The organism is Streptomyces sp. NPDC034084 (assembly GCF_055575535.1).
Genome location: NZ_JBVISK010000007.1, coordinates 108,503 through 132,815 on the forward strand (window position 1 = coordinate 108,503; position 24,313 = coordinate 132,815).

Below are 24,313 nucleotides of genomic sequence, written 5' to 3' on the forward strand. Positions count from 1 at the left end.
GACCGTCAGCCGGCGAGTTCCTCGGCGAGCGCCCGCAGCGCCAGCCGGTAGGAACCGATCCCGAACCCGGCGACCGTCCCGGTCGCCACGGCCGCGACGACCGAGGTGTGCCGGAACTCCTCACGGGCGTACGGGTTCGAGATGTGGACCTCGATCAGCGGGGCGGTCCGCTGGGCGGCCGCGTCCCGCATCCCGTACGAGTAGTGCGTGAACGCGCCGGGGTTGATCACCACCGGGGTCGAGCGGTCCGCGGCCTCGTGGAGCCAGCGGATCATCTCGCCCTCGTCGTTGGTCTCCCGCACCTCGACGTCGAAGCCGAGCTCCGCGCCGAGGGTCTTGCAGGACTCGACGAGCCCCTTGTAGGAGGTGGCGCCGTAGATGTCGGGCTCGCGGGAGCCCAGACGGCCCAGGTTGGGGCCGTTGAGCACCAGTACCGGACGCGCCTCGCTCACGCCGACACCTCGCCGTACGCCGCGATCAGGACGGCCGGGTCGGGGCCCTCCAGGACGGTCGGCTTGCCGATCCCGTCGAGCACGATGAAGCGCAGCAGGTCGCCCCGCGACTTCTTGTCGACCCGCATGGTCTCCAGGAGCTTCGGCCACTGGTCGCCGCGGTAGGTGAGCGGCAGGCCGACGGACTCCAGGATCGCCCGGTGCCGGTCGGCGGTGGCGTCGTCGAGCCGCCCGGCGAGGCGGCCGAGCTCGGCCGCGAAGACCATGCCGACGGAGACGGCGGCGCCGTGGCGCCACTTGTACCGCTCGTTCTTCTCGATGGCGTGGGCGAGGGTGTGGCCGTAGTTCAGGATCTCCCGGCGGCCGGACTCCTTGAGGTCGCCGGAGACGACCTCGGCCTTGACCTTGATCGAGCGGATGAGCAGCTCGGCGGTGTGCGGACCGGCCGGGGTGCGGGCGGCCTGCGGGTCCTCCTCGATGAGGTCGAGGATCACCGGGTCGACGATGAAGCCGGCCTTGATGATCTCCGCGAGACCGCTGACGTAGTCGTGCACCGGCAGCGAGTCGAGTGCCGCGAGGTCGCACAGGACGCCGGCGGGCGGATGGAAGGCGCCGACGAGGTTCTTGCCCTCGGCGGTGTTGATGCCCGTCTTGCCGCCGACGGCCGCGTCGACCATGGCCAGGACGGTGGTCGGCACGGCGATCCAGCGCACGCCCCGCAGCCAGGTCGCGGCCACGAAGCCCGCCAGGTCGGTGGTGGCGCCGCCGCCGACGCCGACGACGACGTCGGTGCGGGTGAAGCCGGTCTGGCCGAGCGCCTTCCAGCAGTAGGCGGCGACCTCGGCGGTCTTCGCCTCCTCGGCGTTCGGCACCTGGATGGCGACCGTCTCGTAGCCCTGGTCCGCCAGGTCGGCGCGGAGTGCCTCGCCGGTGTCGGCGAGCGCCTCCGGGTGGATCACGGCGACCCGCTTGGCCCGGGTGCCGATCAGGGCGGGGAGCTCGCCGAGGAGCTGCCGCCCGACCAGTACCTCGTACGGATCGGTGCCCGCGGAACCGCCGACCTGGATACGGGTCACCTGGTCCTGGTCCGTCATACGTCCTTCAACTCCAGTGCGTCGAGGACCGCCTGGGCGACCTCTTCGGGGGTGCGGTCGTCCGTGGCGACGACGACCCGTGCGACTTCGGTGTACAGATGGCGGCGCGCCTCCATCAGCTCGCGCCACTGGCGGCGCGGGTTGACGGCGAGCAGCGGCCGCGCGGTGTTGAGGCCGACACGTCGGACCGCCTCCTCGACGTCCATCGAGAGGTACGCGACGGGCAGCCCGGCGAGCAGGGCGCGGGTCCCCGCGTCCAGGATCGCGCCGCCGCCGAGGGCGAGGACGCCCTCGTGCTCGGCGACGGCGGTGGCGACCGCGGCCCGCTCCAGGGCACGGAAGTGCTGCTCGCCGTCCTCGACGAAGATGTCGGAGATCTCGCGTCCTTCGGCGGCGACGATGTCGGCGTCGGTGTCCCGGTAGGGCGCGCCGAGCCGTTCGGCCAGGAGCGCGCCCACCGTGGACTTGCCGGAGCCCATGGGCCCGACGAGGACGACCAGGGGTCCGGCGGTCACCGGATGGTCAGGTGGTCGAGGTACGACCGCACGTTGCGGCGGGTCTCGGGGACGCTGTCGCCGCCGAACTTCTCGACGACCGCGTCCGCGAGGACGAGCGCGACCATGGCCTCGGCGACGATGCCGGCGGCGGGGACGGCGCAGACGTCGGAGCGCTGGTGGTGGGCGGCCGCGGCCTCGCCGGTGGCGACGTCGATCGTGGCCAGGGCGCGCGGGACGGTCGCGATCGGCTTCATGGCGGCGCGGACGCGCAGCAGTTCGCCGGTGGTCAGGCCGCCCTCGGTGCCGCCGGAGCGGCCGGAGGTGCGCTTGATGCCGTCCTCGGTGCGGACGATCTCGTCGTGGGCCTGCGAGCCGGGCACGCGGGCGAGGTCGAAGCCGTCGCCGACCTCGACGCCCTTGATGGCCTGGATGCCCATGAGCGCGGCGGCGAGGCGGGCGTCGAGACGCCGGTCCCAGTGGACGTGCGAGCCGAGACCGACGGGCACGCCGTACGCGAGGACCTCGACGACGCCGCCGAGGGTGTCGCCGTCCTTGTGGGCCTGGTCGATCTCCGCGACCATCGCCTTCGACGCGTCGGCGTCGAGGCAGCGGACCGGGTCGGCGTCGAGCTTCTCGACGTCAGCGGGGGTCGGGTAGACGCCGTAGGGGGCCTTGGCGGCGGCCAGTTCGACGACGTGGCTGACGATCTCGATGCCGGCGGCCTCCTTGAGGAAGGACCGGGCGACGGCGCCGAGGGCGACACGGGCGGCGGTCTCCCGGGCGCTGGCGCGCTCAAGGATCGGCCGGGCCTCGTCGAAGCCGTACTTCTGCATGCCGGCGAGGTCGGCGTGGCCGGGCCGGGGCCGGGTCAGGGGCGCGTTGCGGCCCGTCTCCTTGAGCTCCGAGGGGTCGACCGGGTCGGCCGACATGACCTTCTCCCACTTGGGCCACTCGGTGTTGCCGACCATGACGGCGATCGGGGAGCCGAGGGAGAGTCCGTGCCGGACGCCGCCGAGGAAGGTGACCTCGTCCTGCTCGAACTTCATGCGGGCGCCACGCCCATAGCCGAGGCGTCGCCGCGCGAGGTGGTCCGCCACCAGCTCAGTGGTGACCGGGACGCCGGCGGGAAGACCCTCCAGCGTCGCGACCAGCGCGGGTCCGTGGGATTCCCCAGCGGTCAGCCAACGCAACCTGCTCAACGATGCTCCTCATGCTCGCGCCTGGGCACTGCGACGACGCGGCCGGGTGCGCGGCCCGGGCCCGCCACCCCGATCCTCCCACGTCCGGGGGGCGAACCCGCCCTCCGGTCCAGCTATCGGACGCGGCGCGATCCGATCGGGCGCTACCGGGTGGCCAGCGCCCGCTCCCCCGCGGCGCGCATGGCGGCGAGCGGGGCCCTCGGGACGCCCGTCATCTGTTCGACCTGGAGGACGGCCTGGTGGACGAGGAGGTCGAGGCCGCCGACGACCTTGCCGCCGCGGTCGGACCAGGCGGCCGCGAGCGGGGTCGGCCAGGGGTCGTACAGGACGTCGAAGAGGGTGCCGACCGAGTCGGGGACGGCGGTCGCCAGGGCGTTCGTGGTGCCCGCGGGGGTGGTCGCGATGACCAGCGGCGCCTCGAAGGCCTCGGCCGCCCGCTCCCAGTCGGCCGTGCGGACGTCCACGCCGAGGCGCTCGCCCCAGCCGCGCATCTCCTCGGCCCGCGCCTCGCTCCGTACGTACGCGGTGACGGGGCCCGCGCAGATCCGGGCGAGGGCGGCGAGCGCGGAGGAGGCGGTGGCGCCGGCACCGAGAACGGCGGCGGCCTCCACCTTCTGCACGCCCCGCTCACCCAGGGCGGCGATCATGCCGGGGATGTCGGTGTTGTCGCCGACCCGGCGCCCGTCCTCGCGGAGCACGACCGTGTTGACGGCCTCGACGGAGGCGGCCGTGTCGCTGATCTCGTCGAGCAGCGGGATGATCGCCCGCTTGAGCGGCATGGTCAGCGAGAGCCCTGCCCAGCTGCCGTCGAGTTCGCCGACGAAGCCGGGCAACGCAGCCTCGTCGACCTCGAAGCGCTCGTACGACCAGTCGTCGAGCCCGAGTTCTGCGTACGCGGCCCGGTGCAGGACCGGGGAGAGCGAGTGGGCGATGGGGGATCCCAGAACCGCCGCCCGGCGTGCTGCCGCCATCAGTTCTTCCTCGACTCGTTGAACTTCTCGACCAGCTTCTGGTGCTCGGCGTTGGTCTTGGTGAACTGCGAGGTCTTGCCGTCGATCGAGATGAAGTAGTACCAGCCGTCGCTCGTCGGGTTGACCACGCCCTCCATCGCCTCGGCGCCCGGGTTGCCGATGGGACCGGGCGGGAGTCCCTTGACGAAGTACGTGTTGTACGGGTTGTCGTACTTGCGCAGCTCTTCGAGGGTGAGGTCGAGCTTGCTCTGGTTCTTGATGTAGTTGTACGTCGAGTCGAACTCGAGCCCGCCGTAGGTCTGCGGGTTCGACGGCTTGAGCCGGTTGTAGACGACCTCGGCCATCTTGCGGAAGTCGTCGTGGGACGTGCCCTCCGCCTGGACGAGGCTCGCGATGGTGACGAGCTCCCAGGGGCTGTCGACGCCGAGCTGCTTGGCCTTGGCCTCCAGCTCGAACTTCCCGTACTCCTGGTTCGCGCGGCTCACCATCTTGCGCAGCACGTCCTCGGGCTTGCTGCCCTTGGCCACCGGGTAGCTGGCCGGGAAGAGGAAGCCCTCCAGGGGGTCCTTGACGTTCCTGTGGTTCTTCGCCCAGTCCGGGAGACCGAGGTCGTTCGCCTTCGCCTTCGCGATGCCCTGCGTCGTCCCGGGCTCCAGGCCGAGCCGCTTGTCGATCTCCCCGTACACCCAGACGTTCCGCCGGCCCTCGGGGATGACGAAGTTGGTCTGGCTCGCCGGGTTGAGCATCAGCGTGACCGCGCTGTCCGCCGACATCTCCTTCTTCAGCGTGTAGACGCCCGCCTGGATCGAGAGGCCCTTGGGGTTCCGCTGCTGCGCCGAGACGAAGGCGTCGACGCTCTTGACCACGCCGGCCTTCTTGAGGATGTTGCCGATCTCGTAGCCGCCGGCGGCCTTCGGGATCTCGACCTGGACCTCGCCGCTGCCGGTGCCCGCGTAGTCGGGCGCGGCGCCGAACTCGCCCTGCCAGAACTGGTAGCCGAAGTAGCCGATGCCGCCGACGCCGCCGACCAGGACGAGCGCGACGACCAGGCAGGCCACGCCGTTCTTGCCTTTGCGTTTCTTCGCCTTGCTCCGGCGCTCGCGGTCGTCGCGGGAACCCCGGCCGCCGCGGCCCGGCTCCTCGTCGTGGTCGTCGTCCGGGCCGTCGCCGGAGTCGCCGGTGAAGAAGGGGTGCTTCTCCTCCTCCGGCTCCGGCTCTTCCTCCGGCGCCCAGTCGACGACCGGCTCCGGCGGGTTCTGCCGGCGGCCGGGCGGCTGGGGCGGCGGGTAGGCGTCGGGAGTCCCGTAGAGGTCCGGGTTCTGACCGCCGTACGGATCGGCCGGGGGCGCGCCGTACGCCATCGCCGCCTGGCCGGTCTCCCAGTTGCCGTCGTACTGCTGTCCGAGGTGCCCGGGCGTGTCGTGACCGCCCGGGTACCCCGTCTCGTACTGCTGGTACTGCTGCTGGTACTGGGGCTCGGCGTACTGCTGCTGGTACTGCTCCTGCTGCGGCTGCTGGTACTGCTCCTGCTGCCCCTGCTGCTGGTACGGGTCGCCCCCGTAGCCCTGGTCGGCGTGACCGCCCTGGCCGTACGGGTCCGCGTAGCCCTGGGCTTCGTGGCCGTACTGGCTCGACTGCTGCGGGTGCGGGTACTGCTGCTGGCCCTCCCACCCCTGGTCCCCGTAGAGCGGGTCCCCGGGGTGCCACGGTTCGGAGCCAGGGCCCCGGCCATACTCAGTCATCGATCCCCAAAACAGCCGCGAGGCTTCCGGACGATCCGCCTCTACGTAGTGCGGCAGCTGTTCGAACACCGCCGCATCGCGCGGAACGTTACCGTATCGCGATCAGATGACCACTTCGACGCCCTCACCGGGCGGATTACCTGATACCCGTTCGGCCTCAAGAGCGTTCTGCAGGATGATCACAGCGGCGGCCTGGTCGATGACGGACCGCCCCTTCTTCGCCTTCACGCCCGAGGCCCGCAGGCCCTGGGTCGCGGTGACGGTGGTCATCCGCTCGTCGACCAGCCGGACCGGCACCGGGGCGATGCCCTTCGCCAACTCGCGGGCGAAGGCGCGGACCTTGGTCGCGGCCGGGCCCTCCCGCCCGCTGAGCGAGCGGGGCAGGCCCACCACGACCTCGATCGGCTCGTACTCCCCGACGATCTGGCGGAGCCGCCGGTGGGCGGCCGGGACGTCGCGCCCCGGCACGGTCTCCACCGGCGTCGCGAGGACCCCGTCGGGGTCGCACGAGGCGACCCCGATCCGGGCGTCCCCGACGTCGACCGCGAGACGGCGGCCGCGGCGCATCGTCACGCCGTCTCCACCACGAGGCGCTCGACGGCAGCGATGGCCTCGCCGACGGCCTCCGGGTTCTGGCCGCCGCCCTGGGCGACGTCCGGCTTGCCGCCGCCACCGCCACCGAGGGTCTTGGCGGCCGCGCGGACCAGCTCGCCGGCCTTGAGACCGCGCTCGCGGGCGGCCTCGTTGGTGGCGATGACCGTCAGCGGCTTGCCGTTGACCGTGGTGAACAGGGCCACGACGGCCGGGCGGCCGCCGGAGATGCGTCCCCGCACGTCCAGGACGAGCCTGCGCAGGTCGTCGGCGCCGGTGCCGTCCGGGACCTGCCCGGTGACGAGGGCGACGCCGCGGATGTCCTGGGCGGAGTCGACGAGACCGGCGGCGGCCTGGAGGACCTTCTCCGCGCGGAACTTCTCGATCTCCTTCTCGGCGTCCTTCAGCTTGCCGAGCATGGAGGAGATCTTCTCCGGCAGCTCCTCCGGGCGGCCCTTGACGAGCTCCTGGAGCTGGGCGACGACCGTGTGCTCCTTGGCGAGGAAGTTGTACGCGTCGACACCGACGAGGGCCTCGATACGGCGCACGCCGGAGCCGATGGACGACTCGCCGAGCAGCTTCACCAGGCCCAGCTGGGCGGTGTTGTGGACGTGCGTACCGCCGCACAGCTCCTTGGAGAAGTCGCCGATGGTGACGACGCGCACCTTCTCGCCGTACTTCTCGCCGAACTCGGCGATGGCACCCTGCCGCTTGGCCTCGTCGATCGGCATGACCTCGGCGTGGACCTCCAGCTCGCGCGAGAGGACCTCGTTGATCTTCTGCTCGACGTCGGTGAGGACCTGGCCGGGGACGGCGTTCGGCGAGCCGAAGTCGAAGCGGAAGCGGCCGGGCTGGTTCTCGGAACCGGCCTGGGCGGCCGTCGGGCCGAGGGCGTCGCGCAGGGCCTGGTGGGTCAGGTGCGTGGCGGAGTGGGCGCGGGCGATGGCCCGGCGGCGCCTGACGTCGATGGCGGCGTAGGCGGTGGAGCCCACGGTCACCTCGCCGACCTGCACGGAGCCCTTGTGGACCGAGACGCCCGGGACCGGCTGCTGGACGTCGCGGACCTCGATGACGGCACCGCTGTGCAGCTTGATGCGGCCCTGGTCGGCGATCTGGCCGCCGCCCTCGGCGTAGAACGGGGTGCGGTCGAGGACGACCTCGACCTCGTCGCCCTCGGAGGCGGCGGGCGAGGGGACGCCGTTGACGAGGAGGCCCACGACGGTGGTCTCGCCCTCGGTGTTGGTGTAGCCGGTGAACTCAGTGGCGCCGTTGCCGTCGGCGATCTCCCGGTAGGCGGTGACGTCGGCGTGGCCGGTCTTCTTGGCCTTGGCGTCGGCCTTGGCGCGGTCCCGCTGCTCCTTCATCAGGCGGCGGAAGCCGTCCTCGTCCACGGAGAGGCCCTGCTCGGCGGCCATCTCCAGGGTGAGGTCGATCGGGAAGCCCCAGGTGTCGTGGAGCAGGAAGGCCTTCTCACCGGCGAGGACCGTGCCGCCGGCGGCCTTGGTCTCGGTGACGGCGGTGTCGAGGATGTTCGTGCCGCCCTTGAGGGCCTTCAGGAAGGCGGCCTCTTCGGCGAGGGCGACGGTCTCGATGCGCTTGCGGTCGGTGACCAGCTCCGGGTACTGCTCGCCCATCGTGTTGATCACGGTGTCGACGAGGTCCTGGACGACCGGCCCGGTGGCGCCGAGCAGGCGCATGTTGCGGACGGCGCGGCGCATGATGCGGCGCAGCACGTAGCCGCGGCCCTCGTTGCCGGGGGTGACGCCGTCGCCGATGAGCATCACGGAGGTGCGCATGTGGTCGGCGACCACGCGGAGCGAGACGTCGCTGTCGTGGGCCTTGCCGTAGGCGACGCCGGTCAGCGCGGTGGCCTTGTCGATGACGACCTGGAGGGTGTCCGTCTCGTACATGTTCTGGACGCCCTGGAGGATCATCGCCAGGCGCTCCAGGCCGAGGCCCGTGTCGATGTTCTTCGACGGGAGCTCGCCGAGGATCGGGAAGTCGTCCTTGCCCGAGCCCTCACCCCGCTCGTACTGCATGAAGACCAGGTTCCAGATCTCCACGTAGCGCTCGTCGTTGACGGCGGGGCCGCCCTCGACGCCGAAGTCGGGGCCGCGGTCGTAGTTGATCTCGGAGCACGGGCCGCAGGGGCCGGGGACGCCCATGGACCAGTAGTTGTCCTTCTTGCCGAGGCGCTGGATGCGCTCGGCGGGGACGCCGACGACGTCGCGCCAGATCTGCTCGGCCTCGTCGTCCTCCTGGTAGACGGTGATCCAGAGCTTCTCCGGCTCCAGCCCGTAACCGCCGTGCTCCACCGGGGTGGTCAGCAGCTCCCAGGCCAGCTTGATGGCGCCTTCCTTGAAGTAGTCGCCGAAGGAGAAGTTGCCGCACATCTGGAAGAACGTGCCGTGCCGGGTGGTCTTGCCGACCTCCTCGATGTCCGGCGTGCGCACGCACTTCTGCACGCTGGAGGCGCGCGTGAAGGGCGGCTTGACCTCGCCCAGGAAGTAGGGCTTGAACGGCACCATGCCGGCGGGGACGAGCAGCAGAGTCGGGTCGTCCGCGATGAGCGACGCCGAAGGGACGACGGTGTGCCCGCGCTCCTCGAAGAAGCTCAGCCAGCGGCGGCGGATTTCAGCCGACTCCATCAGTGGTCCTCATTCCGGTTGTACGAACGCGTAGGCATCTTGGAAAACGAATAGGTGGTGGCCCGGCCGAGCGCGGCCCTCCGGCGCGGCTCCGGCAGCTCCCGGCCGGGGTCCACGGGGGCGTCCAGGCCGAGCGCCTCGCCCAGCTCGGCCTCCCGCTGGACCATGCCCGCCCTCACGTCGAGAGCGAAGTCCTTGAGCCGGTGGCCGGTCTCGACGGCCTTGTTCGCCGCCTGGGCCGCGAGGCTCTCGGGGGTCAGCTGCTTCAGCTTCCGGTTGACCTTGGTGGTGGCCCACACGCCGGCGGCTGCGCCGGCCGTGAACCAGAACGTGCGGCGGAACATCGCGGCTCAGCCCTTCTGCTTCCGGCGTCGCGAGGACGGCACGGTACGGCCGACGATCACAGTGCGGCGGGCGGTGGTCCGCGGCGCGTCCTGCGCCTCACGGCTCCGGCCGAGCGCCTTGCGGACGCCGTAGCCGAAGGCGGCCACCTTGACCAGCGGGCCACCGAAGGTGGAGGCGACGGTCGTGGAGAGCGCGGAGGCGTTGGAGGTGACCTCCTGGACGTCCGAGGCGATGGCGTCGACCCGGTCGAGCTGGGTCTGTGCCGAACGCACGGTCGCGGAGGCGTCCGCCAGCAGGGGAACGGCCTGCTCGGTCACGTCCGCCACGAGCCGGGTGGTCGCCCTGAGCGTCTGCGCCAGCCTCACCAGCACCACGGCGAGGAAGGAGACGAGGATCGCCCAGAACACGGCCACCAGGATCCCGGCAACCTCTCCACCGGTCACTGTGCACCGCTCTCTGCTGTCGTTGGGCCTTGTGAAAAGTCGTCCCCCGACCCTATCGCGCCCGGGCTGTCCTGCCGTACCGCATTACCGCCCGTGGGACGGGAGTTACGGGAAGCCGATTGTACGGAGCGCGCGCGGGTGGGTACGCTCCGTGTCCCATGCGACGGAGCAATCTCCCGGCCGAACTGAACCGGTTCGTCGGACGGGCCGCCGAGCAGGCCGAGCTGACGGCGCTCCTCGGTACATCCCGCCTGGTCACGGTCGTGGGCGTCGGCGGGGTCGGCAAGACACGGCTGGCGCTGCGGGCCGCCGCCGAGGTGCAGAAACGCTACGGCGAAGGGGTCCGGCTCGCCGAGCTGGCGCCGCTGCGCGACCCCGGCCTGGTGGCGTACGCCCTGGTCGAGGCGCTCGGTCTGACCGACCACACGCCGAAGGCCCCGCGCGAGGTGCTGGTCGAGCACCTCGCGGAACGGCGGATGCTGCTGGTGGTGGACGGTTTCGAGCACCTGGTGGAGAGCTGCGCGCCGCTGGTACGGGATCTTCTCGCCCACGCGCCCGGCCTCACCGTGCTCGCGGCCGGCCGGCGGCCGCTGCGGGTGGCGGGCGAGGCGGTGTTCGCACTGGACCCGATGGACGAGGCGGACGCGGTGGCGCTCCTGGCGGAGCGGGCGGCGGAGGCGGGGGCGCCGGTGGTACCGGTGGCTCCGGCCGTCCCGGGGGACCCGGTCTCTTCGGACTTTCCGGGTACGGGGACGGGCGGGGCCCCGGATCTCGGCGCGGAGGCCGTACGGGAGCTGTGCCAGCGGCTCGACGGGATCCCGCTCGCCCTGGAGCTGGCGGCCGGCCGGCTCCCGCTCCTCTCGGTGGAGCAGATGCTGCACCGTCTCGACGACCGTTTCCGGCTCCTGACGGACGGCGAGCGCGGGGCGCTCCCCCGCCATCAGACGCTGCGCACCGCGATCGGCTGGAGCCATGAGCTGTGCACCCCGGAGGAGCGGCTGCTCTGGGCGCGGCTCTCGGTGTTCGCCGGCCCCTTCGACCTCGAGGCGGTGGAGTACGTGTGCGGGGGCCCTGAGCTGCCGCCCGAGCGGATCCTCGACCACCTCGGGGGCCTGCTCGCGCAGTCGCTGGTGTCGCGGGAGGACACCCCCGCGGGGCCCGCCTACCGGCTGCTCGACACGGTCGCCGCGTACGGGGCGGAGTGGCTGGCGGAGCTCGGCGACACGGAGCGGGTGCGGCGGCGGCACCGCGACTGGTACATGGGGCTCGCCACCTGGTGCGAGCTGGAGTGGTTCAGCCCCCGTCAGACGGAGGTGGCGGCCCGTACGGCGGCGGCGATGCCCAATCTGCGGGCCGCGCTCGACCTGTGTCTGGAACTGCCGGAGGACGCGCATCTCGCCCAGCACCTGGCGGGCACGCTCTGGTTCGCGTGGGTGGGCTGCGGGCGCCTGTCGGAGGGGCGGCACTGGCTGGAGCGTGCGCTCGCGCTGGAGTCGGGGCACGAGGAGGCCCGGCTCAAGGCGCTGTGGGTCGCGGGGTACGTGTCGGTGCTTCAGGGAGACGGTACGGCGGCGGTCGCGGCGCTCCACGAGTGCGGCGAGCGGGCCCGGTCCTCGCGGAACGCGCTGGCGGAGGCCTACGCGACGCACCGGATGGGCTGTCTCGCGCTGCTCTCGGACGATCTGCCGCGGGCCGAGTCGCTGATCGAGCGGGCGCTCGACTCCTACCAGGAGCTCGGCGAGCTGAACAGCAACGTGCTGATGGGGCAGGTCGAGGTGGCGATGGCGCGGGCCTTCCGGGGCGACCTGGAGGGGGCGGTCGCGATCTGCCGTGAGGTGCGGGAGGTCTGCGAGGAGCGCGGGGAGCTCTGGACCCGGGCCTACGCCCTGTACGTCCTGGCGTTCTCGGCGTGGACGCGGGACGCGTACGGGGAGGCGCGGAAGCTGCTCACCGAGTGCGTCTCCATCAATCACACCTTCCGTGACCTGGTCGGCCTCGTCCTGGCGATCGAGCTGCTCGCCCTCGTGACGGTGAGCGAGGGGGATCCGGCGGAGGCGGCCGTCCTCCAGGGGGCGGCGGTGCCGGTGTGGGACACGGTGGGGATCCGGCTGTTCGGCTCGGAGGCCTTCGACGGGCCGCGGGCGCTCTGCGAGCAGCGGGCGGCGGAAGCCCTGGGCGCGGAGGCGTTCGGTGCCGCGGTCCGGGAGGGCCGGGGGCTGTCCCTCGACGAGGCCGTGGAGCGCGCGCTCGCCGGGCGCCGGGATCAGGCCGACGGCGGCCGGGGGGACGCGGCGGCCCGTCGCCCGTTCCGTACGGCCAGGCCGGCGGCGGTCCCGGGAACGCGGAAGCCCGCCGGCTCCCCCACCGGAAAGGGCGGGGAAGCGGCGGGCTGAACACCGCGGGGGTGGTACTACTGCCGTGCTGAGATCAGCGGGCGTAGTACTCGACGACCAGCTGCTCGTCGCAGATGACCGGGATTTCCTTGCGGTTCGGGTCGCGGTCGAGGCGGAAGGCCAGGGCCTTCAGGTTGACCTGCAGGTAGCGCGGGGTCTCACCGTCGGCGGCGAAACCACCCTCACGGGCCATCTCGAACAGCGGCTTGGTGCGGCTGCGCTCGCGGACCATGACGACGTCGTCGGGACGGACGCGGAACGACGGCTTGTCGACCTTGCCACCGTTGACCTGGATGTGACCGTGCACGACCATCTGGCGGGCCTGGTAGATGGTGCGGGCGATGCCCGAACGCAGGACCAGGGCGTCGAGGCGACGCTCGAGCTCGACGACCAGCGCCTCGCCCGTCTTGCCCTCGGCCTTCTTGGCGCGGTCGTAGGCACGCGCCATCTGACGCTCGCTGATGTCGTACTGCGCGCGCAGACGCTGCTTCTCGAGCAGACGGACCTTGTAGTCCGAGTTCTGCTTGCGGCCACGGCCGTGCTCGCCCGGCGGGTAGGGGCGGGCCTCGAAGTACTTGACAGCCTTCGGGGTCAGCGCGATGCCGAGGGCACGCGACTTCTTGACCTTGGGACGGGACTGGTTCGGCATGAACCAACCTCTCTCATTGATACGTGAACGGCTTCACCAGGGTTAGGGGAGGTCGCATCCGCAGCCGGGAAACCCGCCGGGTCCGTACGGGACGGACCTGCCGGGCAGCCGCTCCCAGGTCTGGGCACATACGTGCAGCACGCGAACGACCCATCGCCGCTCCCGGGAACCCGGGTGGTGATGGGTGGCACGCGACACCTTCGAAGGTGCGCGACGCTCCTGGAAACCCCGCCCGAGGGCAGGGTCTCCGGCTGAATGTCCCGTTCTGGTGGTGCCGACCGAGGCCGGACACGGGACGCAGCAATCCGGACCAGTGTACCGGGTCCGGGGCACCCCCTCGTACCGGGGCCGCCGGGGGCTAGTCCTCCCCCTTCAGCCGCGCCCTGACCCGCTCCACCACGTCCGCGTATCTCGCCTCCGCGCCGTAGCGGGTGGGCTCGTAGTACCGGCGGCCGTGGATGGTGTCCGGGGCGTACTGCTGGGCCGCGATGCCGCCCGGCACGTCGTGGGGGTACACGTAGCCCTGGGCGTGGCCGAGCTTGGCCGCGCCCTTGTAGTGGCCGTCGCGCAGGTGCGGCGGGACCGAGCCCGCGAGGCCGCCCCGCACGTCGGCGAGGGCGGCGCCGATCGCGGTCGTCGCCGCGTTCGACTTGGGGGCCAGTGCCAGGGCGATGGTCGCGTGGCTCAGGGTGAGGGCCGCCTCGGGGAAGCCGATCATGGCGACGGCCTGGGCTGCGGCGACGGCGATCGGCAGGGCGTTCGGGTCGGCGAGGCCGATGTCCTCGCTCGCGGAGATCATCAACCGCCGGGCGATGAAGCGCGGATCCTCCCCCGCCTCGATCATCCGTGCCAGGTAGTGCAGGGCGGCGTCCACGTCCGAGCCGCGGATCGACTTGATGAGCGCGCTCGCCACGTCGTAGTGCTGGTCGCCGTCCCGGTCGTACTTCACGGCCGCGCGGTCGACGGTCTCCTCGACGGTCTGGAGGGTGATCTCCGCCTCGCCCTTGGCGAGAGCCGCGCCCGCGGCGGCCTCCAGGGCGGTCAGGGCCCGCCGGGCGTCGCCACCGGCGACGCGCAGGAGGTGCGCCTCGGCGTCCTCCGGCAGGGTCACGGCTCCGCCGAGCCCCCGCTCGTCGGTGAGCGCCCGGGCCATCAGTCCCTTGAGGTCCTCGTCGGTCAGCGGCTCCAGGGTGAGGAGCAGGGAGCGCGAGAGGAGCGGGGAGATCACGGAGAAGTACGGGTTCTCGGTGGTGGCGGCGATGAGCGTGACCCAGCGGTTCTCGACGGCCGGCAGGAGCGAGTCCTGCTGGGCCTTGGAGAAGCGGTGGATCTCGTCGAGGAAGAGGACGGTCTCCTTGCCGTAGCCGCCGACCGCGCGCCGGGCGCCGTCGATGACGGCCCGGACCTCCTTGACGCCCGCGGTGATCGCGGACAGCTCCACGAAGCGCTTGTTCGTCGCCTTGGAGACCACGTACGCCAGGGTGGTCTTGCCGATGCCCGGCGGTCCCCAGAGGATCACCGAGGAGGCGCCGGCGGGGCCGCCGTCCCCTTCTCCCACGAGTCGGCGCAGCGGCGATCCGGGCTTGAGCAGGTGCTGCTGGCCCACCACCTCGTCGAGGGTGCGGGGGCGCATCCGGACGGCCAGCGGACTGCTGGCCGGGTCCTTCTCCTGGCGGTCTTCGGCTGCTGCGGTAAAGAGGTCGGGCTCCACGTCTTGAAGCCTAGGTCACCGCACCGACAGCCGGGTCTTCCGTCAGCTGGTCCAGAAGTCCCACCAGCGGGTCAGGATCAGCATGCCGATGATCCCGATGTGCAGGACGGGCAGGACCCAGGTGAACTCGTCGAAGAAGGTCCGCAGGCCACCGGGGGCGGGGATCACGCCGCGGCGCACGTTGTGCGAGGTCACGTACCAGAACATGACGATGGTGGCGACCCAGGCCAGGCAGCACCACAGGCAGAGCGAGTTGATCTCGTACAGCGACTGGTACGTCAGCCAGGTGCAGAAGCCGACGCCGAAGAGGGTGCCGGCGTTGAGGCCGAGCCAGTACCAGCGGCGGTAGCGGGCTCCGGCGAGCAGGCCCACGCCGATCGCGATCACCATGGCGTAGGTGACGAGGCCGAGCATCGGGTTGGGGAAGCCGAAGACCGCGGCCTGCTCGCTCTTCATGATGTTGCCGCAGGAGACGATCGGGTTGAGGCTGCACCCCGGGGTGAAGGTGGGGTCCTCCAGGAGCTTGAACTTGTCGATGGTGATGACCCAGGCGGCGAGCAGTCCGGCCGCGCCGGTGATCACGAGCAGCCAGGAGAAGGCCCTGCTCGCGCCGATCGTGCCGCCGCCGTCCCGGCCGGAGCCGACCTCGTCCACCGCTGCCTTCGCCATGCCACCTTTTCCCTCGCTCGACCGGCCGTGTGGGCAGGGTCATTCTGCAACACCGACCCGTCGGGCTGCCGTTCGCCGGAGATGAGGAAGGGCCCGGACCACCTGGTGGTCCGGGCCCTTCCGTACGGCGGATCAGGCCAGCTTGGCCCGTACGGCGTCCAGGAGACCGTCCACGGGGACGGCCTGCTGCTCGCCGGACTCCATGTCCTTGAGCTGGACGACACCCTCGGCGAGGTCGCGCTCGCCGGCGACGACGGCGAGGCGGGCACCGGAGCGGTTGGCGTCCTTCATGGCGCCCTTGAGGCCCTTGCCGCCGAAGGAGAAGTCGGCGGCGATGCCCTCCTTGCGGAGCTCGGTGACCTTGCCGAAGAGCAGCCGGCGCGCCTCGTCGCCGATGGCGACCGCGAAGACGCTGGTGGCGGCGGGGATGTCGAGCTCGATGCCCTCCGCCTCCAGGGCGAGGACCGTGCGGTCCACGCCGAGCGCCCAGCCCACCGACGGCAGCGCGGGGCCGCCGATCATCTCGGAGAGGCCGTCGTAGCGGCCGCCGCCGCCGACCGCCGACTGCGAGCCGAGTCCGCCGTGGACGAACTCGAAGGTGGTGCGGGTGTAGTAGTCGAGGCCGCGGACCAGCTTGGGGTCGTCCTCGAAGACGACGCCCGCCGCGGTGATCAGCGCGCGCACCTCCTCGTGGTACGCCTTGCACGCGTCGCACAGGTAGTCGCGCAGCAGCGGGGCGTCGGTCAGCTGCTTCTGCACGGCCTCGCGCTTGTCGTCGAGGACGCGCAGCGGGTTGATCTCGGCGCGGCGCAGGGTCTCCTCGTCGAGGTCGAGCCCGCGAAGGAACGTCTGGAGGGCCTCCCGGTAGACGGGGCGGCACTCCTTGTCGCCGAGCGAGTTCAGCAGGATGCGGAAGTTCCGCAGACCGAGCGAGCGGTACGCCTGGTCGGCCAGGATGATCAGCTCGGCGTCGAGCGCCGGGTCCTCGGCGCCGATCGCCTCGGCGCCGACCTGGGAGAAGTGGCGGTAGCGGCCCGCCTGGGCCCGCTCGTACCGGTAGTACGAACCGGAGTACCAGAGCTTGACCGGCAGGTTGCCGAGCTTGTGCAGGTTGCCCTGGAGCGCCGCGCGCAGGACGGACGCGGTGCCCTCCGGCCGCAGCGCCAGCTCGTCGTTGCCCTTGGTCGTGAGGGTGTACATCTCCTTGGTGACGATGTCGGTGGACTCGCCGACGCCGCGGGAGAACAGCTTCACGTCCTCGAAGCCGGGGGTCTCGACGTAGCCGTAGCCGGAGTTCCGCAGCGGCGTGGCGATCGCCTCGCGCACCGCGAGGAAGGTCGCGGAGCGGGGCGGCAGCAGGTCGTACGTGCCCTTGGGGGCCTTGAAGGTGCTCACGTGAGTCGTCACATTCCTCGTCGGGGAGCGTCCGTGCTCCCGAGGCCGGCGGCCACGTCCCGCAGATAGGGGTTGGTGGCGCGCTCCTGGCCGATGGTCGTCTGGGGACCGTGCCCCGACAGGACCACGGTCGAGTTGTCGAGGGGCAGGCACACGCGGGCCAGCGATTCGAGCATCTCGTCCATGTCACCGCCGGGGAGGTCGGTGCGTCCGATGGAGCCGGCGAACAGCAGATCCCCGGAGAAGAACACGGAGGGGATCTCCGTGGTCTCGGGCATCCGGAAGGTCACCGACCCCTTGGTATGACCGGGCGCGTGGGCGACGGAGAAGTCCAGACCGCCGAGCTTCAGCCGGGAGCCGTCGGTGAGCTCGCGCACGTCGTCGGGCTCTCCCACGGTCAGCTCGCCCATGAGGGGCATCCCGATGGAGCGGCCGAGGGCCTTCTCCGGGTCGCTCATCATGTAGCGGTCGGACGGGTGGATCCACGCGGGGACGTCATGGGCGCCGCACACCGGAACGACGGAGGCGACGTGGTCGATGTGTCCATGGGTGAGGACGACGGCGACGGGCTTGAGCCGATGCTTCTTCAGCGTCTCCTCGACACCCTGGGTGGCCTGGTGGCCCGGGTCGATGATCACGCACTCCTCGCCTGCGGCGGGGGCGACCAGATAGCAGTTGGTCCCCCAGGCCCCGGCGGGGAACCCGGCAATCAGCACGTTCGTCCTTAGTTGTCGTCCGGCACGGGGGCGCGGAATTTCGCGGAGATCACGGAATGCGGCAGATCAGAGCCTACCGGCGGTGCCGGTTCCACAGCCAACCCGTATACGGTACGGGCACATCCGGCCAGGACAGGAACAGACGAGCGACAAGGAGCGGACCCGGTGGTCACCAGCGATCAGCGGCGGCGGCAGCTTGCCAGGGAGAAGTACGCGCGGCAGCAGCAGCGGCGGGAGGAGAACCGGCGCAAGGCGAAGCGCCGCAACACCGTCATCGCGGCCGTCCTCGCGGTGGTGCTGGCCGCGGGCGGCGCCGTCTACGCCTCCGTGGCCCTGACGGACGGCTCCGCGAAGGGCTCGGACAGCGCGGCGGGCGACACCCCGACGGGCACGCCCAGCAGCTCGGCGCCCACGGACGGCGAGTCGGCGAGCCCGGAGCCGAAGCTGACCGTGGACCGGAAGGCCACGTACGCCATGGCCCTGAAGACGAACGAGGGCGAGATCACGTTCACCATGGACGCGGCGAAGACCCCGCGCACGGTGAACTCCTTCGCGCACCTCGCGGGCAAGAAGTACTTCGACGGGACCAAGTGCCACCGCCTCACGACCCAGGGCATCTACGTGCTCCAGTGCGGCGACCCCAAGGGTGACGGCACCGGCGGCCCCGGCTACACGATCCCCGACGAGAACCTGGACGCCCTCGGCAAGGCGGGCGCGGACGGCACCGTGACCTTCCCGGCCGGCACCGTCGCCATGGCGAACACGGGTCAGCCGGGCACCGGCGGCTCGCAGTTCTTCCTCGTCTACAAGGACACCAAGCTGCCGCCGACCTACACCCCCTTCGGGAAGATCGACGCGGCCGGCCTCAAGGCGGTCCAGGACGTGGCGAAGGCGGGCGTCGAGGGCGGCGCCACGGACGGCGCCCCGAAGAAGCCCGTCACCATCGAGAAGGCGACCGTCACGAAGAAGTGAGCCCGCGGTCCGCACGCGCGCGTGGCCGTCGAATCTCGGTCGTGCTGAGTGCGGACAGCCGGGCCGCCGTTCGCCTAGATTGGCGTTGTGCAGCGTTGGGCCGTCGGCCGCGCTGCGGAAGGCGGGCGAGGCCCGCCGGGAAACTGTGGACGATGCCCGGGGGGTACGACCCCGCGACGGCATCATGGTGAGGAGGCGCTGTGAGCAGCGACCCGTGGGGCCGCGTCGACGAGACGGGCACCGTGTACGTGCGGACGGCCGAGGGCGAGAAGGTCGTCGGATCGTGGCAGGCCGGCACCCCTGAGGAGGCCCTGGCCTACTTCGAGCGCAAGTACGAGGGCTTGGTGGTCGAGATCGGCCTCCTCGAGAAGCGAGTGAGGACCACCGACCTCTCGGCGAAGGACGCCACCGCGGCGATCGAGCACATCCGGCAGCAGGTCGACGAGCACCACGCCGTCGGTGACCTGGCCGCGCTGGCGGCCCGCCTCGACAAGCTCGTCGAGACGGTCGACTCGCGCCGCGAGGAGCGCAAGGCCCAGAAGGCCAAGCAGACCGACGAGGCGCGCGCCGCCAAGGAGAAGCTCGTCACGGAGGCCGAGGAGCTGGCCCAGAGCGAGCAGTGGCGCTCCGCGGGCGAGCGGCTGCGGGCCCTGGTGGACACCTGGAAGGGCCTCCCCCGGCTCGACCGCAAGTCCGACGACGAGCTGTGGCACCGCTTCTCGCACGCCCGCTCGGCGTTCTCGAAGCGCCGCAAGGCCCACTTCGCCTCCCTGGACGCCCAGCGCGAGGACGCCCGCAAGGCGAAGGAGCGTCTGGTCGCCGAGGCGGAGTCGCTGTCGACCTCCACCGACTGGGGCGACACGGCGGCCCGCTACCGCGAGCTGATGACGCAGTGGAAGGCGGCCGGCCGCGCCCAGCGCGAGCACGAGGACGACCTGTGGAACCGCTTCCGCGGCGCCCAGGACGTCTTCTTCGCGGCGCGCGGCGAGGTGTTCGCCGAGCGGGACGCGGAGCAGACCGAGAACCTCAAGCTGAAGGAGGAGCTCGCGACCGAGGCCGAGAAGCTGGTGCCGGTGACGGACCTGAAGGCGGCGCGTGCGGCCTTCCGTTCCCTCAACGAGCGCTGGGAGGCCATCGGCCATGTCCCGCGCGACGCCCGTCCCAAGGTCGAGGGCCGGATGCACACCGTGGAGCGGGCGATCCAGGAGGCCGAGGAGGCCGAGTGGCGCCGGACGAACCCGGAGGCACGCGCGCGTGCCGCGGGTCTGACCGGTCAGCTGCAGGACGCGGTCGAGAAGCTGCGCAAGCAGATCGACGCGGCCCGCGCCGCGGGCAACGACGCCAAGGCCGACAAGCTGGCGCGTGAGCTGGAGGGCCGTCAGGCCCTGCTCGACCAGGCGCTGAAGGGCCTGGAGGAGTTCGGCGGCTGACGAATGCCGTGACCGTACGAGGAAGGCCCCCCGGCGCATCGCCGGGGGGCCTTCCTCGTACGTGCTGTTACGGCCTGCGGGCCGAGGTCACTCGGTAGACGTCGTAGACGCCCTCCACGCCCCGCACGGCCTTCAGGACGTGCCCGAGGTGCTTCGGGTCGCCCATCTCGAAGGTGAAGCGGGAGGTGGCCACCCGGTCGCGGGAGGTCTGGACGGCCGCCGAGAGGATGTTGACGTGCTGGTCCGAGAGGACCCGGGTGACGTCCGAGAGGAGCCGGGAGCGGTCCAGGGCCTCGACCTGGATGGCGACGAGGAAGACCGAGGACTGGGTCGGGGCCCACTCGACCTCCAGGATCCGCTCCGGCTCCCGCGAGAGCGACTCCACGTTGACGCAGTCGCTGCGGTGCACCGAGACACCGCTGCCCCGGGTGACGAAGCCGATGATCGGGTCGCCGGGGACGGGGGTGCAGCAGCGGGCCAGTTTCACCCAGACGTCCTCGACGCCCTTGACGACGACACCGGGGTCGGCGTTGGTGCGGCGCTTGGAGCGGCCTCGGGTGGGCGGGGCGGCCTCGTCCATGTCCTCGGTGGCGGCCTCCTCGCCGCCGAGGCCCTGGACCAGCTTCTGCACGATGGACTGGGCGGTGACATGGCCCTCGCCGATCGCCGCGTACAGCGAGGAGATGTCGCTGTAGCGCATCTCGTGGGCGAGGGTGACGAGGGAGTCGCCGGTCAGGATCCGCTGGATCGGCAGGTTCTGCTTGCGCATGGCCCGCGCGATGGCGTCCTTGCCCTGCTCGATGGCCTCGTCGCGGCGCTCCTTGGAGAACCAGGCGCGGATCTTGTTCCGGGCGCGCGGGGACTTGACGAAGCCCAGCCAGTCGCGGGAGGGCCCGGCGCCGGCGGCCTTGGAGGTGAAGACCTCGACCAGGTCGCCGTTGTCGAGGGTCGATTCGAGCGGCACGAGCCGCCCGTTGACCCGCGCCCCTATCGTGCGGTGGCCGACCTCGGTGTGGACGGCGTACGAGAAGTCGACGGGGGTGGCGCCGGCGGGCAGCGCGATGACGTCGCCCTTCGGGGTGAAGACGAAGACCTCGTTGCGGGAGAGGTCGAAGCGCAGGGACTCCAGGAACTCGCTGGGGTCCTCGGTCTCCTTCTGCCAGTCGAGGAGCTGACGCAGCCACGCCATGTCGTTGAGGTGGTCGTCCTTGCCGGTCCTCTTCGGGACGTCGGCGCGGACCTTGGAGGCGCCGGCGACGGCCTCCTGCTTGTACTTCCAGTGCGCGGCGATGCCGTACTCGGCGCGCCGGTGCATGTCGAATGTCCGGATCTGGAGCTCGACGGGCTTGCCGTTGGGTCCGATGACCGTCGTGTGCAGCGACTGGTACATGTTGAACTTCGGCATCGCGATGTAGTCCTTGAACCGGCCGGGGACCGGGTTCCATCGCGCGTGGACGGTGCCGAGGGCCGCGTAGCAGTCGCGGACGGTGTCCACGAGGACGCGGATGCCGACCAGGTCGTAGATCTCCGCGAAGTCACGGCCTCGGACGATCATCTTCTGGTAGACGCTGTAGTAGTGCTTGGGGCGGCCGGTGACGGTGGCCTTGATGCGGGCGGCCCGCAGGTCGGCCTGGACCTCGTCGGTCACTATGGCGAGGTACTCGTCGCGCTTGGGGGCGCGCTCGGCGACGAGCCGGACGATCTCGTCGTACATCTTGGGGTAGAGGATCGCGAAGGCGAGGTCCTCCAGCTCCCACTTGATGGTGTTCATGCCCAGGCGGTGGGCCAGGGGCGCGTAGATCTCGAGGGTCTCGCGGGCCTTCTTCTCCTGCTTCTCCCGCTTGAGGTAGCGCATGGTGCGCATGTTGTGCAGGCGGTCGGCGAGCTTGATGACCAGGACACGCGGGTCCTTGGCCATGGCGACGACCATCTTGCGGACGGTCTCGGCCTGGGCGGCCTCGCCGAACTTGACCTTGTCGAGCTTGGTGACGCCGTCGACGAGCAGGGCGACCTGGTCGCCGAAGTCGCGGCGGAGGGTGTCGAGACCGTACTCGGTGTCCTCGACGGTGTCGTGGAGGAGCCCGGCCATCAGGGTCGCCGGGTCCATGCCGAGCTCGGCGAGGATGGTGGTGACGGCCAGCGGGTGCGTGATGTACGGGTCGCCGCTCTTGCGCTTCTGGCCGCGGTGCCAGCGCTCGGCGACCTGGTAGGCCCGCTCGATCTGGCGGAGCGTCGCCGTCTCGATCTTGGGGTCGTTGGAGCGGACGATCCGCAGCAGCGGTTCGAGGACCGGGTTGTACGGGGAGGAGCGCTGCACGCCGAGCCGGGCGAGGCGGGCCCGGACGCGGTTGGACGAGCCGCCGGAACGTGCGGGGGCGGGCCGCTCGGGGGCGGCGGGCGCGGGCCGCTCGGGGGCGGGCGAGGGCGCGGGCGCGGCAGGCGCGGGGCTGGTCTCCGCCGGCTTGTTCTCGGGCGCACCGGTCCCCGGCGCGGCCTTCTCGGCCTTCGGGTCGGGCTGCGCGGCGGAGAGTGACTGGGCCTCGTCTGGCAAGAAGCGCTCCTCTGGGGTCCCCCCGGACGGAGTCTGGGGGAGGTCCGGGTCCCCCGGTCAGGCCCGGAAAGCCCATGGTATCGAGCCACGCTCGGCTGTGCCCACGCGCCCGGGTTCGGACGGCTCCGGGACGGGCAGGGCGGCGGGACCCGGGTGATGTCCGGGAGAACGCGAAGGGGCGCTCCGGGGATTCCCCGGAGCGCCCCTGTCGGGGTGTACCCCGATGTCAGACCGTGATCAGCGCCGTGAGCGGTGCGCCGTTCAGGGCGGGCTCCAGACGGGCGCGGCCCGGGAGGAAGCCCAGCTCCATCAGCACGGCGACGCCCGCGACCTCGGCGCCCGCGCGGCGGATCAGCTCGATCGAGGCCTCGGCCGTGCCGCCGGTGGCGAGGACGTCGTCGATGACCATCACGCGGTCGCCCGCGGCCAGGTCCTCGGCGTGCACCTCGATCTCGGCGGTGCCGTACTCCAGCTCGTACGCCTGGCGGAGTGTGGCCCCGGGGAGCTTGCCGGCCTTGCGGACGGGGATGAACCCCAGGCCCGCGCGGACGGCCACCGGGGCGGCCAGGATGAAGCCGCGGGCCTCCAGGCCGACGATCTTCGTCGCGCCCTGCGCGGAGCACAGCACGGCGAGGGCGTCGGTGAGGGCCGTGAACGCCGCCGGGTCCGCGAGCAGCGGCGTGATGTCCTTGAACAGCACGCCCGGCTTCGGGTAGTCCGGGACGTCACGGATACGGCTGAGCAGGAGCGTGGTCACGTCCTGGGCCTCGGCGGTCATCCTCGGTGCTCCTGGGCGCCGCGGCGGCCGGTCCGGGGGCCGACGACGGCGGCCTCGGCGGACGGCTCGCCCGCCCCGTCCAGCGCCTCGCCCTTGGCGGCGGCGCCGGCGCGCTTGGCCATGATCCGCTTCCTGAGCGCCTTGATCGACGGCTCGCGCTCCTTGAGGTCGGCGACCAGCGGGGTGGCGATGAAGATCGAGGAGTACGCACCCGCGGCGAGGCCGACGAACAGCGACAGCGAGATGTCGTTGAGCATGCCGGCGCCGAGGACACCGCCACCGATGAAGAGCAGGCCGGCGACCGGCAGCAGCGCGACGACGGTGGTGTTGATCGAACGGACCAGGGTGCCGTTGATCGAGCGGTTGGCCAGCTCGCTGTAGGTGAAGCGGGTCTGCTTCGTGATGTCCTTCGTCTGCTCCTTGAGGGAGTCGAAGACGACGACGGTGTCGTACAGCGAGTAGCCGAGGATCGTCAGCAGACCGATGACCGTACCCACGGTGACCTCGAAGCCGACCAGGGAGTAGATGCCCACCGTGATCGTGAGGTCGTGGATGAGGGCGACGAGTGCCGCGACCGCCATTCTCCACTCGAAGGCGATGGCCAGGTAGATCACCACCAGGATCATGAAGACCCCGAGACCGGTCCAGGCCTTGGTGGCGATCTGCTCACCCCAGCTGGGGCCGACGAGCTCGGCCGCGATCTTGTCCTCGGGGACGTTCAGGTCCTTGGCGAGCTCCTCGCGGACCTGGTCGGACTGCGCGGTGTCGAGGCCGCCGACCTGGATGCGCAGGGAGCCGTTGCCGAGCTGCTGGACGATCGCGTCGTGGCCGGAGGCCTCTTCCGCGTACTCCTGCGCCTGGCTGACGGAGACGTCCGACTTCGGGGTGGTGAAGACGGCGCCGCCCTGGAACTCGATGCCCATGTTGAGGCCGCGGACGGCCAGGGCGACGATGGCGGTGATGGTGATCAGGATGGACAGGCCATACCAGATCTTGCGGTTGCCGATGAAGTCGTATCCGACCTCACCGCGGTGGAGCCGGGCGCCGAGATCGCCGAGCTTCGACAT

21 protein-coding genes are annotated in these 24,313 nt (G+C 71.4%); 3 read left to right on the forward strand and 18 right to left on the reverse strand.

What is annotated here, in order from left to right; translation table 11 throughout:
• Positions 1-5: 5 nt before the first annotated feature.
• From aroQ to ACZ51I_RS25340, 10 genes are all read right to left on the reverse strand, one after another.
• Entirely contained in the window at positions 6-452 is a 447-nt protein-coding gene (gene aroQ / locus ACZ51I_RS25295; protein ID WP_468879889.1) for a type II 3-dehydroquinate dehydratase, read from the reverse strand.
• A complete protein-coding gene (gene aroB / locus ACZ51I_RS25300; protein ID WP_468879891.1) occupies positions 449-1,546 on the reverse strand; it encodes a 3-dehydroquinate synthase in 1,098 nt (365 codons plus the stop codon). The genes aroQ and aroB overlap by 4 nt, the downstream gene beginning before the upstream one ends.
• Positions 1,543-2,061, reverse strand: a complete 519-nt coding sequence (locus ACZ51I_RS25305; protein WP_468879894.1) for a shikimate kinase — start codon at positions 2,059-2,061, stop codon at positions 1,543-1,545. Before ACZ51I_RS25305 ends, aroB begins: the two co-directional genes overlap by 4 nt.
• On the reverse strand, positions 2,058-3,242 hold the full coding sequence (gene aroC / locus ACZ51I_RS25310) for a chorismate synthase (RefSeq protein ID WP_468879897.1): 1,185 nt from the start codon (positions 3,240-3,242) through the stop codon (positions 2,058-2,060). The genes ACZ51I_RS25305 and aroC overlap by 4 nt, the downstream gene beginning before the upstream one ends.
• 143 nt (positions 3,243-3,385) lie before the next feature.
• Complete coding sequence (locus tag ACZ51I_RS25315; protein ID WP_468879899.1) at positions 3,386-4,213, reverse strand: shikimate dehydrogenase; 828 nt, start codon at positions 4,211-4,213, stop codon at positions 3,386-3,388.
• Positions 4,213-5,955, reverse strand: a complete 1,743-nt coding sequence (gene mltG / locus ACZ51I_RS25320; protein ID WP_468879901.1) for an endolytic transglycosylase MltG — start codon at positions 5,953-5,955, stop codon at positions 4,213-4,215. The genes ACZ51I_RS25315 and mltG overlap by 1 nt, the downstream gene beginning before the upstream one ends.
• 102 nt (positions 5,956-6,057) lie before the next feature.
• Positions 6,058-6,522, reverse strand: a complete 465-nt coding sequence (gene ruvX, locus ACZ51I_RS25325; RefSeq protein WP_468880531.1) for a Holliday junction resolvase RuvX — start codon at positions 6,520-6,522, stop codon at positions 6,058-6,060.
• Positions 6,523-6,524: 2 nt separating this feature from the next.
• Positions 6,525-9,194 (reverse strand): alanine--tRNA ligase, encoded by a 2,670-nt coding sequence (alaS, locus tag ACZ51I_RS25330; protein WP_468879903.1) that lies wholly within the window; start codon positions 9,192-9,194, stop codon positions 6,525-6,527.
• Entirely contained in the window at positions 9,194-9,538 is a 345-nt protein-coding gene (locus tag ACZ51I_RS25335; RefSeq protein ID WP_468879904.1) for a DUF6167 family protein, read from the reverse strand. Before ACZ51I_RS25335 ends, alaS begins: the two co-directional genes overlap by 1 nt.
• Positions 9,539-9,544: 6 nt before the next feature.
• Positions 9,545-9,982, reverse strand: a complete 438-nt coding sequence (locus ACZ51I_RS25340) for a DUF948 domain-containing protein (RefSeq protein WP_468879906.1) — start codon at positions 9,980-9,982, stop codon at positions 9,545-9,547.
• 158 nt (positions 9,983-10,140) lie between these two features.
• Here ACZ51I_RS25340 and ACZ51I_RS25345 point away from each other — a divergent pair, with 158 nt between their 5' ends.
• The gene (locus ACZ51I_RS25345; protein ID WP_468879908.1) at positions 10,141-12,375 is read left to right on the forward strand and encodes an ATP-binding protein; all 2,235 of its coding nucleotides are present in this window, start codon (positions 10,141-10,143) and stop codon (positions 12,373-12,375) included.
• Positions 12,376-12,409: 34 nt separating this feature from the next.
• Here the strand turns inward: ACZ51I_RS25345 and rpsD are convergent, their stop codons facing one another.
• The 5 genes from rpsD to ACZ51I_RS25370 form a co-directional block, all read right to left on the reverse strand.
• Positions 12,410-13,024 (reverse strand): 30S ribosomal protein S4, encoded by a 615-nt coding sequence (gene rpsD, locus ACZ51I_RS25350; protein ID WP_015032311.1) that lies wholly within the window; start codon positions 13,022-13,024, stop codon positions 12,410-12,412.
• A gap of 358 nt (positions 13,025-13,382) precedes the next feature.
• Entirely contained in the window at positions 13,383-14,735 is a 1,353-nt protein-coding gene (locus ACZ51I_RS25355; protein WP_468879912.1) for a replication-associated recombination protein A, read from the reverse strand.
• 42 nt (positions 14,736-14,777) lie between these two features.
• Complete coding sequence (locus tag ACZ51I_RS25360) at positions 14,778-15,404, reverse strand: vitamin K epoxide reductase family protein (RefSeq protein ID WP_468879914.1); 627 nt, start codon at positions 15,402-15,404, stop codon at positions 14,778-14,780.
• A gap of 132 nt (positions 15,405-15,536) precedes the next feature.
• Positions 15,537-16,799 (reverse strand): histidine--tRNA ligase, encoded by a 1,263-nt coding sequence (hisS, locus tag ACZ51I_RS25365; RefSeq protein ID WP_468879917.1) that lies wholly within the window; start codon positions 16,797-16,799, stop codon positions 15,537-15,539.
• An 8-nt stretch (positions 16,800-16,807) separates the two neighbouring features.
• A complete protein-coding gene (locus ACZ51I_RS25370) occupies positions 16,808-17,515 on the reverse strand; it encodes an MBL fold metallo-hydrolase (protein WP_468879920.1) in 708 nt (235 codons plus the stop codon).
• 165 nt (positions 17,516-17,680) lie between these two features.
• Here ACZ51I_RS25370 and ACZ51I_RS25375 point away from each other — a divergent pair, with 165 nt between their 5' ends.
• Together ACZ51I_RS25375 and ACZ51I_RS25380 are read left to right on the forward strand one after the other, a co-directional pair.
• Entirely contained in the window at positions 17,681-18,487 is an 807-nt protein-coding gene (locus ACZ51I_RS25375; RefSeq protein WP_468879922.1) for a peptidylprolyl isomerase, read from the forward strand.
• A 200-nt stretch (positions 18,488-18,687) separates the two neighbouring features.
• Positions 18,688-19,917, forward strand: a complete 1,230-nt coding sequence (locus ACZ51I_RS25380) for a DUF349 domain-containing protein (RefSeq protein WP_468879924.1) — start codon at positions 18,688-18,690, stop codon at positions 19,915-19,917.
• Between the two features lie 67 nt (positions 19,918-19,984).
• Here ACZ51I_RS25380 and ACZ51I_RS25385 read toward each other — a convergent pair whose 3' ends face one another.
• The 3 genes from ACZ51I_RS25385 to secF all read right to left on the reverse strand — a co-directional run bounded on the left by ACZ51I_RS25385 (position 19,985) and on the right by secF (position 24,313).
• A complete protein-coding gene (locus tag ACZ51I_RS25385) occupies positions 19,985-22,468 on the reverse strand; it encodes a RelA/SpoT family protein (RefSeq protein WP_468879925.1) in 2,484 nt (827 codons plus the stop codon).
• Between the two features lie 226 nt (positions 22,469-22,694).
• On the reverse strand, positions 22,695-23,246 hold the full coding sequence (locus ACZ51I_RS25390; protein WP_468879927.1) for an adenine phosphoribosyltransferase: 552 nt from the start codon (positions 23,244-23,246) through the stop codon (positions 22,695-22,697).
• Positions 23,243-24,313, reverse strand: a complete 1,071-nt coding sequence (secF, locus tag ACZ51I_RS25395) for a protein translocase subunit SecF (protein ID WP_468879929.1) — start codon at positions 24,311-24,313, stop codon at positions 23,243-23,245. Before secF ends, ACZ51I_RS25390 begins: the two co-directional genes overlap by 4 nt.